The organism is Ectopseudomonas chengduensis (genome assembly GCF_900102635.1).
In the GTDB taxonomy this organism is placed as follows: domain Bacteria; phylum Pseudomonadota; class Gammaproteobacteria; order Pseudomonadales; family Pseudomonadaceae; genus Aquipseudomonas; species Aquipseudomonas chengduensis.
The window spans coordinates 1-14522 of sequence record NZ_FMZQ01000030.1; the positions used below are offsets into that span (position 1 = coordinate 1).

Here is a 14522-nt window from a genome sequence, read left to right on the forward strand (position 1 = left end):
CCAAGATGACCACCGCCCTGCTGGATCGGCTGACCCACCACTGCCACATCGTCGAAACCGGTAACGAGTCCTATCGCCTGCAACACAGTAGCTTGGCGGCCCAGGCCAAGATCAAATCACGGGAGCGAAAGCGTAAGGGCGGCCAAGAACCGGAGGACGATGAGCCGTTCTGATTTCATGGCGACGACGGCCTGCTACATGGCTGCGTGTGGCAGGTCTTAAACAACTGAACTGGGCTAGCGAAGGAGTGGGGGCAACAGCAGCTGCGCTGGTAGACTTATCCACAGTTGCTGGTAACAAAATCAGCAATCCGCCCTGGGTCAAATTTCAATCGGCAGGGTGGGTCAATTTTCTATCAGCGCCAACAAAGTAAACTCAATCCGGTCGGTGATTGCGCCCATGCAAATTGATATCTCTACCCAGCTGCCATGCTCACTGGCAGAGGTGATCGCCCAGGTGCGCACGCCACGTCTGCTGCATCAGGTTGCATCACCGTTGCTGAGTTTCAGCCCGCTGACTCCCGTTGAGTTTCCTGGCACCTGGAGCGAGGGCACTTACTGGGTCAAGCTGAAGTTATTCGGCGTACTTCCCATTGGCCGTCAGGCGATTGTGATTACATACCCGCAGACGGAAAATGCTCAGATTTTCATGCTAAGAGACAACGGCTACAGCCCGCTGATCAGCAAGTGGGATCACCTCATTACGGCACAAGAGGTCAACGGCGGAACGCTTTACCGAGATAGCGTGACCATCAAGGCGGGCGTCCTCACTCCGTTCGTCTGGCTATTTGCGCGCCTGTTCTACGCCCACCGTCAGCGCCGCTGGGCAACCTTGGCGGCAAATGGCTTTAACTACGGAAACTCTCAGCCGCTGTAGTAATCGCACCTTGCTAGGTTCTTGGTCGCATCAACCAACTCTTCGTCTGGTAAGCGCTGAGCCCATGGCTATTCACACCCATGCGGTCACAGTTTCATGCACCATTACTGCCATGAGCTGGAATATACGCAGTGCGCCTGCCAGCTCCAGCTCGTCAGCGAAATGCTGGCTTACACGGCGGGAGTGAGCAGCATGCCCGAATCACGCAAGGTGATTCGGGTGGACGCTTACGAGCATCCAAACAAGATCAACCGGCGTCACCCCCAGCCGGCTTGTCACATCAGCCCGGCGCTATCGATCTATCTGAGTGCACCGTCCTATGAGCTGGCAGTCATGAACATTCGGCCTGATCAAGGCTGGAGCTCTCTCGACCTACCCGTCGGATTCTATTGAAAATCTGAATTCAAATGTCGCTTTAAGACAACTTTCATTGCCGCCTTGTGAAGATTACAGAATTGTAATTTTCCAATCATCTTCAAGTTATCTTCAGCTTGCAAGGATAGGGCTCAGCTCCCCAAAGGCGCAGAGCGCTTGAGGGTGCAATACCTATAAGAACGCCATGGCGAAAACTAGACTAATAACTGCCAATTATAAAGGAGCAATAAATGCTTAATAAAACCAAACTATCCCTTGCAGTATTTTCGGCGATTGTCAGTGCAGCTCCGCTCATGGCGGCCGCAGAAGAGCAAGCCGAAGGTTTTGTAGAAGGTAGCAGTTTCAATATTCTCAACCGTAACTTCTACATGAATCGTGACTTTCGTAAAGGTCAGTCGAGCAACACTGACAATGGTTATACTGAAGCTTGGGCACACGGGATCATTGGCCAGTTCGAGTCGGGCTTTACCCAAGGCACCGTAGGCTTTGGTATTGATGCCTTCGCCATGCTCGGCCTTAAACTGGATACCGGGGATGGTCGATATGGCCCAGGTGGTACTGTTAATCTGCTGCCGGTAAATAGTGATGGTGAAGCCGAAGATAACTACTCCAAAGTGGGTGGTGCAGTAAAAGCCCGGCTATTCGACACCGTTGTCAAAGTGGGTGATGTGTTCCCCATGACGCCGGTGGTTCACTACGGTGACTCCCGCCTGCTACCGGAAAGCTTTCGCGGCGTTACGGTTGAGAACACAAGCTTTGATGGTTTGACCCTTCAGGGTGGCCGCCTGCATGCCATGAGCCAGCCGCAGGTCAGCACCATGCGTGATGAGTTCGCAACCTTCTATGCGGGCTCTGTCGCGTCTCCATGGGTTGCCTATTTCGGCGGTGACTATTCGCTAAATGACAACCTGAGCTTTAGTCTCTATAGCAGCCAACTCAAGGATGCTTGGAAGCAGCACTATGCCGGTACGTCCTTCACCTACCCGCTGACCGACAGTGTTTCCTTGTTCGGTGGCTTGAACTACTACAAAGCTGTTGATGACGGCCAGCAGCTGTTGGGTGAGTTCGATAACGACATTTACAGCGGCAAAGTGGGTGTGCAGTTCGGTGCACACAGCGTTGCCCTGTCGCACCAGCGCAACAACGGCGACGATGATTTCGACTACCTGCGCCAGTCTGATTCCATCTTCCTCGACAACTCTATTCAGTACAGCGACTTCAACTCGCCGAAAGAGAAGTCCTGGATGCTGCGCTACGACCTAGATATGGCCAGCTATGGCGTTCCTGGACTGACCTTCATGACGCGCTATGCGCTGGGTACAGATGCGGACTATTCCGACGCCAACAGTGTGTATATGCGTCGTGATGCCGATGGCAACCCGCTGACTGACCAGAAGCGCTGGGAACGCAACATCGAAGCCAAGTACGTCGTCCAAACGGGCTCACTGAAAGAGATGTCCTTCCGTGTTCGCCAGATGACTACCCGCGCAACGGATTACGAGTCGGATCTGGACGAGGTTCGTCTGATCGTCGAGTACCCACTGAGCGTGCTCTAAAAATGGATGGGCGGGCGGGCTCTAAAAGCACTGCCCGCTCATGCATAACAAGATAGGCAGTTATTAGATTTCAAGAATGTAATGTTGGGCTCACGCTGCTGTTAGCTTCACCTCCGTAAAATTCACTCGAACTTGCAGAACTTGTCCATGAACCTCGACAAGCTAATAATTGAATTTTACGAGGCCTGCCTTATGAAGATGTTGAAAGCCCTAGTTATTGGATCAGTACTTCTTGTCGGTTCCACACAGACTTATGCAGAAGATGGCTATGATCGCTCAATGAAAGCTCAGGCAAAATTTCGAGCAGATCAAAAACGAATTCACGGAACTGAGCCTGCTGCCAAGCCGGCGGACGAACTAAAGGTTAAGTCCAGCAACCAAGATCGGGCCAATACCGAACTTAAAAAAGAAACCAACGCTGACTAACCGCTCACTTCCGAACGATGTTCACCTCTAGAAGCTCCCGAGCTCCTTTGGAAAGAGGTGTACCCTAAGCGCCCTTCGGGGCGCTTTTTTTATTTGGCGTATTTTATATTCCATAGCCGCACAGCGAATATCAAACGTCATATCGGCAGATTAACTAAACAGCTCTTCCGGTGGATGTAATCCACATCAGAAAAAGAGCATCGCCATCAGCGTGTAGCGAGCAGAGCAAAATGATATGGGCTAAAGGCCTGTACATCGACCTGCCTGATATCAGTGAAACCAACAGCGTACAACCATGCCTGACATTGTTCTGGGCGCGGGCGGATATCGAGAGAGGGCCCGCGCGGCGTCGGGACATCACTGCGCCAGTGCATGACGGCAACAGTCCCTCCGCAGTGAAGTGTCCGATGCGCCTCTCGCAATAACGCCAATGGCTGCTCCAGGTGCAGTAGGTTGAAAATCATGGCATGGGACTGAGTAGCGCTAACCAGGCCCGTGCCTTGACTGACAAAGTCCCGTATCTCTGCTCGTACATTGTGCAGCGCCTGCGCCTCGGCTTTTTGCCTTACACGCGCCACCATCAGCGGCTCAATATCCAGCGCAGTGACCACACCGCGCGTACAACGCGCAGCGGGCAATGTGAATGTTCCATAGCCGCAACCAAACTCGACCAGATCACCTGCGACACCAGCAGCATCGAACAGAGTTTCGACAACGCCATCGGCGTCGAAGAAACTCTGCCAATAGTCCTCTTCTGGCATGCCGCTTTCACGTCCTTTCATGTAGATCCTACAGGTGGTAGCGCGTACTAGTGTGGCCAGCCAATCTAACCATCAGAGAGCCAGGCAACAAGCAGTACCTGCACTGGACGCAACCTAGTGACCCCACTCCCTACAAGCAGAAAGCCCCGCTTTCAGCGGGGCTTTCTGCTTGTACACGAACAGCGTTGCGAACTTAACGCATGCGATGGGCCAAGCGGTAGAGCAATGGCAGAACCAGCAACGTCAGCGCCGTTGAGGACAAGATTCCGCCAATTACCACCGTGGCCAGAGGCCGCTGAACCTCCGCCCCCGTACCAATTGCAGTGGCCATTGGGATAAAGCCCAGAGACGCCACCAAGGCAGTCATCAGCACTGGCCGTAGGCGAGTCAATGCGCCTTCGCGAATGGCCTCGTCCAATCCCATGCCGTTCTCACGCAAACTGCGAATAAAGGAAATCATGACCAGGCCATTGAGTACCGCCACGCCCGACAAAGCAATGAAACCCACGCCTGCGGAGATCGATAGCGGAATATCACGCAGCCACAAGGCCATGATCCCGCCTGTCAGCGCAAAGGGCACGCCGGTAAATACCAGCAAGCCATCTTTGACATTGCCGAACATCATAAAGAGCAGCGTGAACACCAGCAGCAGTGATACCGGCACGACAATCTGCAGGCGTTTGGCCGCCGACTGAAGCTGCTCGAAGGTGCCGCCCCAAGTCGTCCAATAACCTGTAGGAACTCTCACCGCCTGGGCGATCTTGCTCTCGGCCTCGGCGACAAAAGAGCCGATATCGCGACCACGAACGTTCGCGGTGACCACCACGCGACGCTTGCCACTTTCACGGCTGATCTGGTTCGGACCCGGTGCGGACACCACGCTCGCCACATCAGCCAAGCGCACAAACCCTGGGCCATCCAGCCCATCGCCATTGGCCAGACGAATAGGCAGCTGCTGGATCTTGTCGACATCATTGCGCCACTCGTCCGCCAAGCGAACTTGGATATCGAAACGCCGGTCACCTTCAAACAGCGCTCCTGCTTCACGCCCACCGATGGCGGTGGAAATGGCGTCCTGAATCTCCGAGACATTCAAACCGAATCGTGCGGCTTTCTCACGGTCGATTTGTACGCTGAGCATCGGCAGCCCCGTGGTCTGTTCAACTTTCACATCGGCGGCACCCGGAATACCCTCCAGCACCTCGGCGATTTGTTCGGCGGTCTCGTTCATCACATCCATGTCGTCGCCAAACACTTTCACCGCGACGTCACTGCGTACGCCGGAGATCAGCTCGTTGAAGCGCATCTGAATGGGCTGAGTAAACTCGTAGTTGTTGCCGGAAACCTGCTCGACCGCCTCCTGCATCGCAGCAACCAGATCGGCTTTGCTGCGATCAGGGTCGGGCCACTGGTCGCGCGGCTTGAGCATGACAAAGTTGTCTGCCACGTTCGGCGGCATGGGGTCTGTGGCGATTTCGGCGGTTCCCAGCTTGGCAAACACGGTATCAACCTCGGGAAAGGATTTGACCCGCTGTTCGAGCTGCACCTGCATGTCAATTGCTTGTGAAAGGCTGGTTCCTGGAATACGCAAGGCATGCAGCGCGATATCGCCTTCATCCAGGCTCGGCACGAACTCGCTGCCCATCCGCGAAGCAGCCAAGCCGGAAAGCAGCATGATGACTGCCGCGATAGTCAGCACCAGCGGCTTGCTGACCATGACCCAATCCAGCAACGGCGCGTAGCCTTGCTTGACCCAGACCATCAAGCGGTTTTCTTTCTCACTGACGTTGCCATTGAGGAACAGCGCAACAGCCGCTGGGACGAACGTCACCGAGAGGATCATGGCCCCCAGCAGCGCTGTCACCACGGTGAACGCCATCGGGTGGAACATCTTGCCCTCCACACCGGTCAACGCAAAGATCGGCAGGTACACCACCATGATGATCAGTTGCCCGAACAGCAGCGGACGACGCGCTTCCTTCGACGCCGCGAAAACTTCATGAAAGCGTTCGTTACGAGTCAGCGTTCGGCCCGCGGAGGCTTGGGCGTGAGCCAGACGACGCACGCAGTTTTCAACGATCACCACGGCACCATCGATGATGATGCCGAAGTCGAGCGCACCGAGGCTCATCAGGTTCGCGCTGACCTTGTTGCTGACCATGCCCGTGAAGGTGAACAGCATCGACAGCGGGATCACCATCGCGGTGATGAGTGCTGCACGGATGTTGCCCAGGAACAGGAACAGAATCGCGATAACCAGCAGAGCGCCCTCGATCAGGTTCTTTTTCACCGTGCTGATGGCTTTGTCGACCAATACGGTGCGGTCATAGACCGTCTTCGCCATGACCCCTTTCGGCAGGTTGCGGTTGATTTCCTTCAAGCGCAGATCGACCGCCTGCGATACATAGCGGCTGTTCTCGCCAATCAACATGAATGCCGTGCCGAGCACCACCTCCTGACCGTTTTCAGTGGCGGCACCAGTGCGCAGCTCTTTACCCAGTCCAACCTCGGCCACGTCACCAATACGCACGGGAACGCCATCGGTGCTCTTGATGATGATATTGGCGATGTCGGCAATACTGCCTACCTGACCTGGGGCACGGATCAGGTACTGCTCGCCACTGCGCTCGATGTAACCCGCCCCGACGTTGGCGTTGTTGTTTTCCAGCGCCGCAACAATGTCCTGCAGGCTAAGGCCATGGGCAACCAGACGCTCCGGCATGGGCGAGACCTGGAACTCCTTGGCATAGCCGCCAATGGTGTTGATCTCGGTAACGCCTTTGACGGTGCGCAGCTGTGGCTTGACGATCCAGTCCTGAATTTCACGCAGATCCATCGGAGTATAGGCGCTGCCATCCGGCTTCTTTGCGCCCTCTTGCGCCTCGATGGTCCACATATAGATCTCGCCCAAGCCAGAGGCGATAGGCCCCATGCTCGGCGACAGCTCGCTGGGAAGATTGCCACGGGCTTCCTGTATCCGCTCATTCACCAACTGGCGCGCGAAGTAGATGTCCGTACCGTCCTCAAAAATGACCGTGACCTGCGACAGTCCATAACGCGAGATAGAGCGCGTTTCCTGCAAGTTGGGCAGCCCCGCCATAACCGTTTCAATCGGAAAGGTCACCCGTTGCTCGGTTTCCAGTGGCGAGTAGCCCTTAGCCTCGGTATTGATCTGCACCTGCACGTTGGTGATATCGGGAACCGCATCAATCGGCAGTTTCTGGTAGCTGTAAACACCCAACGCGGCCATGCCGAGCACAGCCAGCAAAACTAGCCAGCGCTGATCGATGGCGAAGCGAATTAATCGTTCGTACATATCAATTTTCCCTAAAGCGCAGCATCACCGCGCTCTCCAGTACGGATGCGCAATACGTCGGTCAACGGGGCTACGGCGACGATTCCATCACCGGGTACGCCGGTGTGAGCGGCCTTCTCGATGGCCTGGACGATCTCATCGACAACCTCGTCGGAACAAAATGCCACCAGCACGAGGTGCTGATGGGCGTCGGGGTTCCACTCGTCGGCGATGTAACTGTGATCCTTACCGTGGCCACGCGGATGACCATGAGCGGGCAAGATGGTGAATCCCGGCAGGTGCGGCAGTGCGTGCAGCGCTTGCTCGACGGCCTCAAGCCGGATCGGGCGAAAAATAGCGGTAACTTGTTTCATGGCTCGACTCCGGATTAGTGGTCATGGCTCGCGCCGGCTTTGCCAAGCTCAGCCTTGATCAGGAAGCTGTTCTTCAGTGCGTAACGATCACCCACCTTCAGACCCGAGATAACCTCGACGAAGCGGCCGTCGGATTTGCCCAACTCAAGCGGCCGAGCTTCCAGCTGATTATCGAAGCGGCCGAACACCACCTGCCAATCGCGAACGGTCTGGATTGCTTCGACCGCCACAGCCACAGGCACGTCGTTCTCCTCGGCAACCACCTCGACCGTCACCGGCAAACCAGGCCGCCATAGCCGATCTGGGTTGGCGAGCACGATGCGAGCAGTCGCCGAGCGAGTTTGCGCCCCAACCAGAGCGCTGACATAGGAAATGGAGCCCTTAGCCGTGGCGGCGAATGCGCTGGAACTCACGACAACGTTTTGCCCTTCGGCGATTACGCCCAAGTCTTTCGCCGCCACGGTTGAGTCCACCCATACGGTCGACAAATCCGAGAGGGTAAAGACTGCGGAATCCTCTTTGAGCACTTCACCAACAGAGATGCTTTTGCTGGTTATCACGCCATCGATAGGGGCACGAATCTCGAACTCGGTGAGATTCTGGCCTTTGGCTGGGGCACCGCCCAGCGAGGCTATTTGTTGCTGGACGCGCTGCACTGCGATAGCGGCTTCCTGCATGGCAACCTGCGCCTGCAGGAAATCCTGTTCGGCGGAAATCTTCTCTTCCCACAATTGCTTTTCGCGCGCATAGGTCGTGCGGGCAAGCGCCGAACGCTGCTGTGCAGCCAACAGCTCGCCACGCAGCTCGGCAAGTGCCTGGCTGGATATCTTGGCCAGCACCTGACCCTTACGCACCGTATCGCCAGCGCTCACCGCCACCGAGTCGACGCGCCCGGCAAGTTGCGGGGTCACCTGAACCGTGCGGTCACCGTTGTAGCGAACCTCGCCCAGAATTTGCAGCGTGGAAGCGATTTTCGCGGGCCCCGCAGTGGCTAGCGTGACACCACCCTGTTCAAGCTGCGCATCCGTCATGGTCACGCGCGCCTCAACCTGCTCGTAACCGAACGAGTAGCTCTTGCCACTGTGCTTGGCACTGATGGAAACCTGGAATGAATGCGGCTCTACAACCGCGGCATCGCCACGCAGGTAGTCATTCTCTTTGCTGAAATTGATGATTTGTGCAGGTTGACCAAGGCGCGACAGGGTCACTTGCACCGTGCTGTCCGCAGGATTTAGAAGCTTGCCGTCCAAGTAGGTATAGAGCCTGAATTGAGGCTCTACGCCTTCCTCAAAAATCGTCACTTCAAGCGCATAATCACCCTCAGTGAAAAGCTTGCCGCCATGCTCGCCCTTGGTGGGTTCTACGGTTTCATGGTGCTCTTTATCTGCATGTTCGTCGGCCTCTTCATGCTCCTCGGCCGAAGCATCCCCATGGTGTTCGGGATCTGCGTGAGCCGAAGCATCCTCATGGCTTTCATCATGGCCATGGCCTTCCTCCCCAGACTGACCTGGGCTGCCACTTAAAATCAGACCCGCCACAGCCAAACCGATGGCGACAACGGCCGCAATCATCAGCCACTGTTTTCTGGGAGTTGTTGATGCCATTGGTAACTCCAAATTATCAAAAGTATTGAATTTGACTCATGCCCCGACGGCGACTGAACGGGCTCAATAAACATGCAGCCGCCTGGAAAGCAGGCGAGGTTTCATGTCGCATGACGTGACCGTCTGAGGCGTTATGTAGGTGTGCGGGGATGCTTACTTTTTGAATTCGACGTTGAGTTGGGAGCCGTAGATCTTCTCCAGGCTCACCCAAGCCGAAATAGCTTCATCCAGGGTATTCAGGTACTGGGAGCGCATGCTTACGAGCGTGCGTTGAGCATCGAGCACATCGATAAAGGCAAACTTACCCATCTCAAACCCCCGCACGGCACCCTCTACCGCTTGCTGCGCAGTCGGAAGCAATGTTCCGCTGATCGAGTCGACTTCACCTCTAGCGCTTTCCCATTGCTCAAACGCCTGCTGAGCCTCCGCGCGCATGCGAAGCTCTGTGGCATTGCGCAAATCCCGCGCCTGGTCAGCCCCTTGAGCAGCGGCCAACACATTGCCCTGGTTGCGGTTGAACAATGGAATAGGCATCGACAAGCCGAGCAAATTGACGCGTTCGCCAAGCCCTTCGTCGTACTGGCTGCCAACGCTGACGGTGAGGTCTGGAATGCGCTGCGACTTTTCGAGTTCCAAGGAAGACTCGGCACGCTGGATTTGCATGCTGGCCAGCCGCAGGTCCGCTGTATCTGTTATGCGTGCAAGCATCTCAGCCTGCGATGGCAGATACGGCAGGCGCTCAAGATCACCCTCGACATGTTCGAAGTTCGGCGTCTTGGCACCCGTTATGAGCGCCAGTTGCTTGTAGGCATTGCTTCGATTGAGGCGTGCGCGATTCAGCTCCAGTTGAATTTCCGAAAGCTGCACCTGAGCACGCGAAATTTCGATTGGCGAAGCCTTGCCGGCCTTTACGCGCGCTTCGACCACCTGAAGTCCGCGAAGGGCAAGGTCTAACGACTGAGTGGAAAGCTGCAGTCCTTCCTGGGCACGCAGTGCCGAGTAAAAGGCCTGGATAACCTCAGCGCGCAAGGTGTTTTTCTTACGCTCTAGGTCAATCGCCACAGCGTCCTGATCACGTTCAGAAACATCGATGCGCGCGCCACGCTTGCCGCCCAACTCAATTGGCTGAGATACCTGAATGCTGGTAACGCGCGACTCACTACGCGTGTCCTCAACGCTCCAGGACAGCTCAGGATTTGGGATCAGCCCAGCCTGGGTACGAGCGCCTTTGGCAATGCCAGTATTCCATTGTGCTGCAGCGAACTCCTGGTTCTCGGTGAGCGCTTGCGCCAGCGCCTCCTCAATCGTTATTGATTGCCCGACTGATTCAGTAGCAATTGTTGTCACTGGAGCAATCAACAATGCGGCCAGTAGGCCTGAAAATACACAGAGCTTACCTATGCCTACACCATAACCGGCGACTGTTTCTACATACACTTAAAAGCCCTCCGCAGAACTAACTCTGCTGGAATAAATGAAGGCCTTGCTATTTATTTAGCCTGAGAAATCTAGCAGGTTATTACTTAGGAAAATAAGTAGAAAGCCAATTCCCGGCAGAATGTAGTGCTCTATGCCTATCAGCAAGGTGACTGGAAAATTACAAATACGTTATCCAGCACTTTTTCAGGTGTGGCTGTATTAATATTGGCAGCGTTCAAGAGAGCAGGCGATTTAGCGTCCAGCAACAAATAGAAACAAACACAGATAAATAAGGGTTGCCCCGTTCCTAGCGCCACGGGGCAGCCCTGCCAGTCCAAAGTTGGGTGTTTTGGATGAGTTCGAGACGTGCGACACGTTGTCGCTAACCCCATGAGCCTTGTCAAAACGGGCATTACGGCTTGACCCTAAAGCCGCTACAGGCTTTAGCCTTGGTGAAAGCTGAAACGCCTCAGGTCATGTCAGTGATCACCGATTAAAGAATTAAAACCACTCTGCAGCCACAACAAAAGAAAATCTAAAAAATACTGGCCGCACATTTTAAGGTGAATATTTATGCGAATCCTTATTGTCGAGGACGAGCCCAAGACTGCTGAGTACTTACACCAAGGCTTAAGCGAAAGTGGCTATGTAGTTGATAAGGCTGCCACGGGAGTTGACGGCCTCCATCTTGTTAGGCAACACGCTTACGATTTGGTAGTGCTTGATGTAAACCTTCCAGAAATTGATGGCTGGGGTGTGCTTGAGCATATACGCAGCAACAGCAGTACTCGCGTAATAATGCTGACCGCGCGCGGCCGCTTAGTGGATAAAATTAAAGGCCTGGATTTGGGCGCGGATGATTATTTAGTCAAACCGTTTGAGTTCCCTGAATTACTTGCGCGAATTCGTACGTTGCTACGGCGAAGCGAACAAATTCCGGTACCGGAAGTGCTGCGGGTAGCCGACCTTGAACTTGATCCGGCTAGGCACCGCGCGTTCCGTGGCGAGCAGCGTATCGATCTGACCACCAAAGAGTTTGCGTTGCTGCACCTACTGATGCGCCGCTCTGGGGAAGTGCTATCGCGCACCCAGATCATTTCGCTGGTCTGGGATATGAATTTTGACTGCGATACCAACGTCGTCGAAGTCTCCATCCGCAGGCTGCGCGCCAAAATTGATGACCCGTTCGATAACAAACTGATCCACACCCTTAGGGGTGTTGGGTACGTGCTTGAGGAGCGAGCATGAGGCCGGCCAGTCTATCCATGCGCCTTGGCCTGTCGGTCAGCGTGATGGGGGCGGCACTGGTTGTTCTGCTAGCGGCACTCGCCTACTTCGCACTGACTCATGAGTTGGACTCTTTGGCCAAGAAGAGTCTTGACGGCAAACTGGAGCAGATTCAGCACAGTCTCGCTGAAGACATGAGCGCCCATGCAATTTCCCAGCAGCCTCACGCACTGTTGGATCTGGTCATGGGACATGACAACCTGCACCTGACGATCTACGGGAAAAAGTCAGGCACAAAATTACTCCTGAATCTGGGTGAGAAATCCAGGGAGCCCATTCTTGCCAACATACCGGCAGGCGATACCCCTAGTTACCAAAGCTGGTCGGATACTGAGGGAAACAACTTCCTGACCGCATCCAAAGTGATGCTGCTCAACGATGGCGACCACGTCAGAGTCCTGCTCTCAATTGATCGATCTGCCGACGAAGCGCTGCTCAGCGCCTACCTCAAATCAACACTGATCGCACTCCCTCTTCTGCTCGCGCTGATTGGCATGGGCGCATGGTGGATCGTGCAGCGAGGCCTCTCTCCTCTCCGGCAATTTCGTCAAGTTGCCTCGCTGATCTCCACGCAGGACCTGACCCATCGGATTTCCGTCGACAAACTTCCACAAGAGCTCAGCGCGCTGGCCCACGGCATCAACTTCATGCTGCATCGACTTGATGGCGGCGTTCAGCAGCTATCGCAATTCTCTGATGACCTAGCCCATGAGTTGCGTTCGCCCATCACCAACCTGATGGGCAAAGCCCAGGTAACCCTCTCCAGAGAGCGTCCGCCAGAGGAATACAAAGCCGTACTGGAGTGCTGTACAGAAGAGCTTGAGCGCGTTACCCGGATTGTTTCCGACATGCTGTTTCTCGCTCAAGTCAGCCACCCAGCGTCCCTGGTGCCCTTCGAGAAGATTGCCCTGGAAGACGAGGCAAGACGCGTTGTGGATCTGTTCAGCATCTCCGCGGAAGAGAAGCAGATCAGTCTGAGCATTGCCGGAGCAGGCCGAACCTTCGGTGATCGGCTGATGGTGCAGCGCGCCATTTCAAACCTTTTGTCCAATGCGATTCGGCATAGCCCTATCGGCGCAAACATCTCGCTGCTGATCGAGAAGCACAGCGAAACCGTATCGTTCTCGGTCGGAAACCCTGGTATTGGCATCCCAGCACAGCACATCCCCCATTTGTTTGAGCGCTTCTACCGCGTCGATACCAGCCGTTCTCGTGCCGAAGGGGGTACAGGGCTGGGCCTGGCAATTGTTCGCTCGATCATGAGCCTGCACCAGGGCACGGTCGAGGTCAGCAGCCTGCCAGGCAGCTTTACCGTATTCCGCTTGATCTTCCCCAAAGTCCGTAATGGTTCCTCGACCTAGTTATTGCGCGCGAACTGGCCTAGCCCCCAGCTGAGCATTGGCGCAGAGGAACCTGCCCCCCTATTCGGAGAGCACGGCATGCAGCGACGACTCCCCGATATGCCAACCCCCTGATCATGGAGAAACAACAATGAAGAAGACCCTCTTGGCAGTCGCGGTGAGTACTGGGGTACTCAGTCTCAGCCAGCCTGCGGCCGCTGACTTCTTGGCGGACAGCAAAGCTGGTCTGGAAGCGCGTAACTTCTAATTTAATCGTGACTTCCGCCAAGATTCAGCCAGCCAATCAAAGCAGGAGGAATGGGCCCAAGGCTTCCTGATGCGCTACGAATCCGGTTTCACCGAAGGAACCATAGGCGTCGGCATTGACGCTATCGGCATGCTGGGTCTCAAGCTGGACTCCAGTGCCGAACGCTCAGGCACGGGCCTGCTCAAGCGCGATAAAGAAGCACCTCGTGCCGCGCAGGATGAATATGGCGAGCTGGGCTTAACCGCGAAGCTACGTGCCTCCAACAGCGTGCTGAAATTGGGCACGCTGCAACCCAAGCTGCCAACCATTCAAGCAAACGATTCGCGCCTGCTGCCACAAACCTTTCAGGGTGGGCATCTCAACTCGCTGGAAATTGATGGACTGACCTTCGATGCAGGCCAACTCAAGCAAGTAAGCCAGCGCGACTCCTCTGATAGCGAAGACCTCAGCATTACCAGCGGCTCTGCCCGTGCTATCAGTGGCGGCGGACTCCAGACCAGCGATGAGTTCAACTTCGCCGGGGCGACCTACAAATGGAACAGCAACCTGACCACTGGCTACAACTACGGCAACCTGGACGACTTCTACAAACAGCATATTTTCACTGTCCTGCATACCTTGCCGCTAGGTGACAAGCAGTCGCTAAAAACTGATCTTCGCTACGCCCGCTCCACCGATGAAGGCAACAGCAACGTCGACAACAAGGCATTCGGAGCAATGTTTACCTACGCCTTTGGTGGCCACGCCCTCGGTGTTGGCTACCAGAGCATGAGCGGAGACACCGGCTACGCCTACATCAACGGCACCGATCCGTTCCTGGTCAACTATGTGCAGATCGGCGACTTCGCCAACAAAGACGAAACCTCATGGCAGGCCCGCTATGACTTCAACTTTGCCAGCGTTGGCATCCCTGGCTTGACGTTCATGACCCGTTACCTGAC

The 14522-nt window shown here is 55.3% G+C and carries 12 protein-coding genes and 1 pseudogene; 8 read left to right on the plus strand and 5 right to left on the minus strand.

Annotated elements, in window-relative coordinates:
- The 5 genes from BLS08_RS25490 to BLS08_RS25510 all read left to right on the plus strand — a co-directional run.
- Positions 1-173, plus strand: a 173-nt coding sequence (locus BLS08_RS25490) for an ATP-binding protein (protein WP_244155387.1), incomplete at its 5' end; no start/stop codon positions are given.
- Between the two features lie 226 nt (positions 174-399).
- Positions 400-876 carry a hypothetical protein gene (locus BLS08_RS25495; protein ID WP_017675705.1) on the plus strand — a complete coding sequence of 159 codons (477 nt, stop codon included), beginning with the start codon at positions 400-402 and terminating at the stop codon, positions 874-876.
- Positions 877-1068: 192 nt separating this feature from the next.
- Positions 1069-1269 (plus strand): hypothetical protein, encoded by a 201-nt coding sequence (locus BLS08_RS25500; protein WP_139204310.1) that lies wholly within the window; start codon positions 1069-1071, stop codon positions 1267-1269.
- Between the two features lie 212 nt (positions 1270-1481).
- Positions 1482-2807, plus strand: a complete 1326-nt coding sequence (locus tag BLS08_RS25505) for an OprD family porin (protein WP_026088463.1) — start codon at positions 1482-1484, stop codon at positions 2805-2807.
- A 147-nt stretch (positions 2808-2954) separates the two neighbouring features.
- On the plus strand, positions 2955-3233 hold the full coding sequence (locus tag BLS08_RS25510; protein WP_236699065.1) for a hypothetical protein: 279 nt from the start codon (positions 2955-2957) through the stop codon (positions 3231-3233).
- A gap of 206 nt (positions 3234-3439) precedes the next feature.
- Here the strand turns inward: BLS08_RS25510 and BLS08_RS25515 are convergent, their stop codons facing one another.
- The 5 genes from BLS08_RS25515 to BLS08_RS25535 form a co-directional block, all read right to left on the minus strand.
- On the minus strand, positions 3440-4015 hold the full coding sequence (locus BLS08_RS25515; protein WP_026088464.1) for a class I SAM-dependent methyltransferase: 576 nt from the start codon (positions 4013-4015) through the stop codon (positions 3440-3442).
- Positions 4016-4187: 172 nt separating this feature from the next.
- A complete protein-coding gene (locus BLS08_RS25520) occupies positions 4188-7310 on the minus strand; it encodes an efflux RND transporter permease subunit (RefSeq protein WP_017675709.1) in 3123 nt (1040 codons plus the stop codon).
- Positions 7311-7321: 11 nt separating this feature from the next.
- Positions 7322-7663: a P-II family nitrogen regulator gene (locus BLS08_RS25525; protein ID WP_017675710.1), complete on the minus strand. Its 342-nt coding sequence runs from the start codon at positions 7661-7663 to the stop codon at positions 7322-7324.
- A gap of 14 nt (positions 7664-7677) precedes the next feature.
- Entirely contained in the window at positions 7678-9267 is a 1590-nt protein-coding gene (locus BLS08_RS25530) for an efflux RND transporter periplasmic adaptor subunit (protein ID WP_026088465.1), read from the minus strand.
- A gap of 153 nt (positions 9268-9420) precedes the next feature.
- A complete protein-coding gene (locus BLS08_RS25535; RefSeq protein ID WP_033377364.1) occupies positions 9421-10668 on the minus strand; it encodes a TolC family protein in 1248 nt (415 codons plus the stop codon).
- Between the two features lie 591 nt (positions 10669-11259).
- Here BLS08_RS25535 and BLS08_RS25540 point away from each other — a divergent pair.
- The 3 genes and pseudogenes from BLS08_RS25540 to BLS08_RS25550 all read left to right on the plus strand — a co-directional run.
- A complete protein-coding gene (locus tag BLS08_RS25540; protein WP_017675714.1) occupies positions 11260-11934 on the plus strand; it encodes a heavy metal response regulator transcription factor in 675 nt (224 codons plus the stop codon).
- Entirely contained in the window at positions 11931-13334 is a 1404-nt protein-coding gene (locus BLS08_RS25545) for a heavy metal sensor histidine kinase (RefSeq protein WP_017675715.1), read from the plus strand. Before BLS08_RS25540 ends, BLS08_RS25545 begins: the two co-directional genes overlap by 4 nt.
- A 130-nt stretch (positions 13335-13464) precedes the next feature.
- Positions 13465-14522: pseudogene (locus tag BLS08_RS25550) on the plus strand (OprD family porin); the annotation flags it as partial.

What these genes read in the sequence shown, in the direction of transcription:
- BLS08_RS25495 (WP_017675705.1), top strand. Translation starts at nt 400, where the DNA reads ATGCAAATTGATATCTCTACCCAGCTGCCATGCTCACTGGCAGAGGTG.
- BLS08_RS25500 (WP_139204310.1), top strand. Translation starts at nt 1,069, where the DNA reads ATGCCCGAATCACGCAAGGTGATTCGGGTGGACGCTTACGAGCATCCA.
- BLS08_RS25505 (WP_026088463.1), top strand. Translation starts at nt 1,482, where the DNA reads ATGCTTAATAAAACCAAACTATCCCTTGCAGTATTTTCGGCGATTGTC.
- BLS08_RS25510 (WP_236699065.1), top strand. Translation starts at nt 2,955, where the DNA reads ATGAACCTCGACAAGCTAATAATTGAATTTTACGAGGCCTGCCTTATG.
- BLS08_RS25515 (WP_026088464.1), bottom strand. Translation starts at nt 4,015, where the DNA reads ATGAAAGGACGTGAAAGCGGCATGCCAGAAGAGGACTATTGGCAGAGT.
- BLS08_RS25520 (WP_017675709.1), bottom strand. Translation starts at nt 7,310, where the DNA reads ATGTACGAACGATTAATTCGCTTCGCCATCGATCAGCGCTGGCTAGTT.
- BLS08_RS25525 (WP_017675710.1), bottom strand. Translation starts at nt 7,663, where the DNA reads ATGAAACAAGTTACCGCTATTTTTCGCCCGATCCGGCTTGAGGCCGTC.
- BLS08_RS25530 (WP_026088465.1), bottom strand. Translation starts at nt 9,267, where the DNA reads ATGGCATCAACAACTCCCAGAAAACAGTGGCTGATGATTGCGGCCGTT.
- BLS08_RS25540 (WP_017675714.1), top strand. Translation starts at nt 11,260, where the DNA reads ATGCGAATCCTTATTGTCGAGGACGAGCCCAAGACTGCTGAGTACTTA.
- BLS08_RS25545 (WP_017675715.1), top strand. Translation starts at nt 11,931, where the DNA reads ATGAGGCCGGCCAGTCTATCCATGCGCCTTGGCCTGTCGGTCAGCGTG.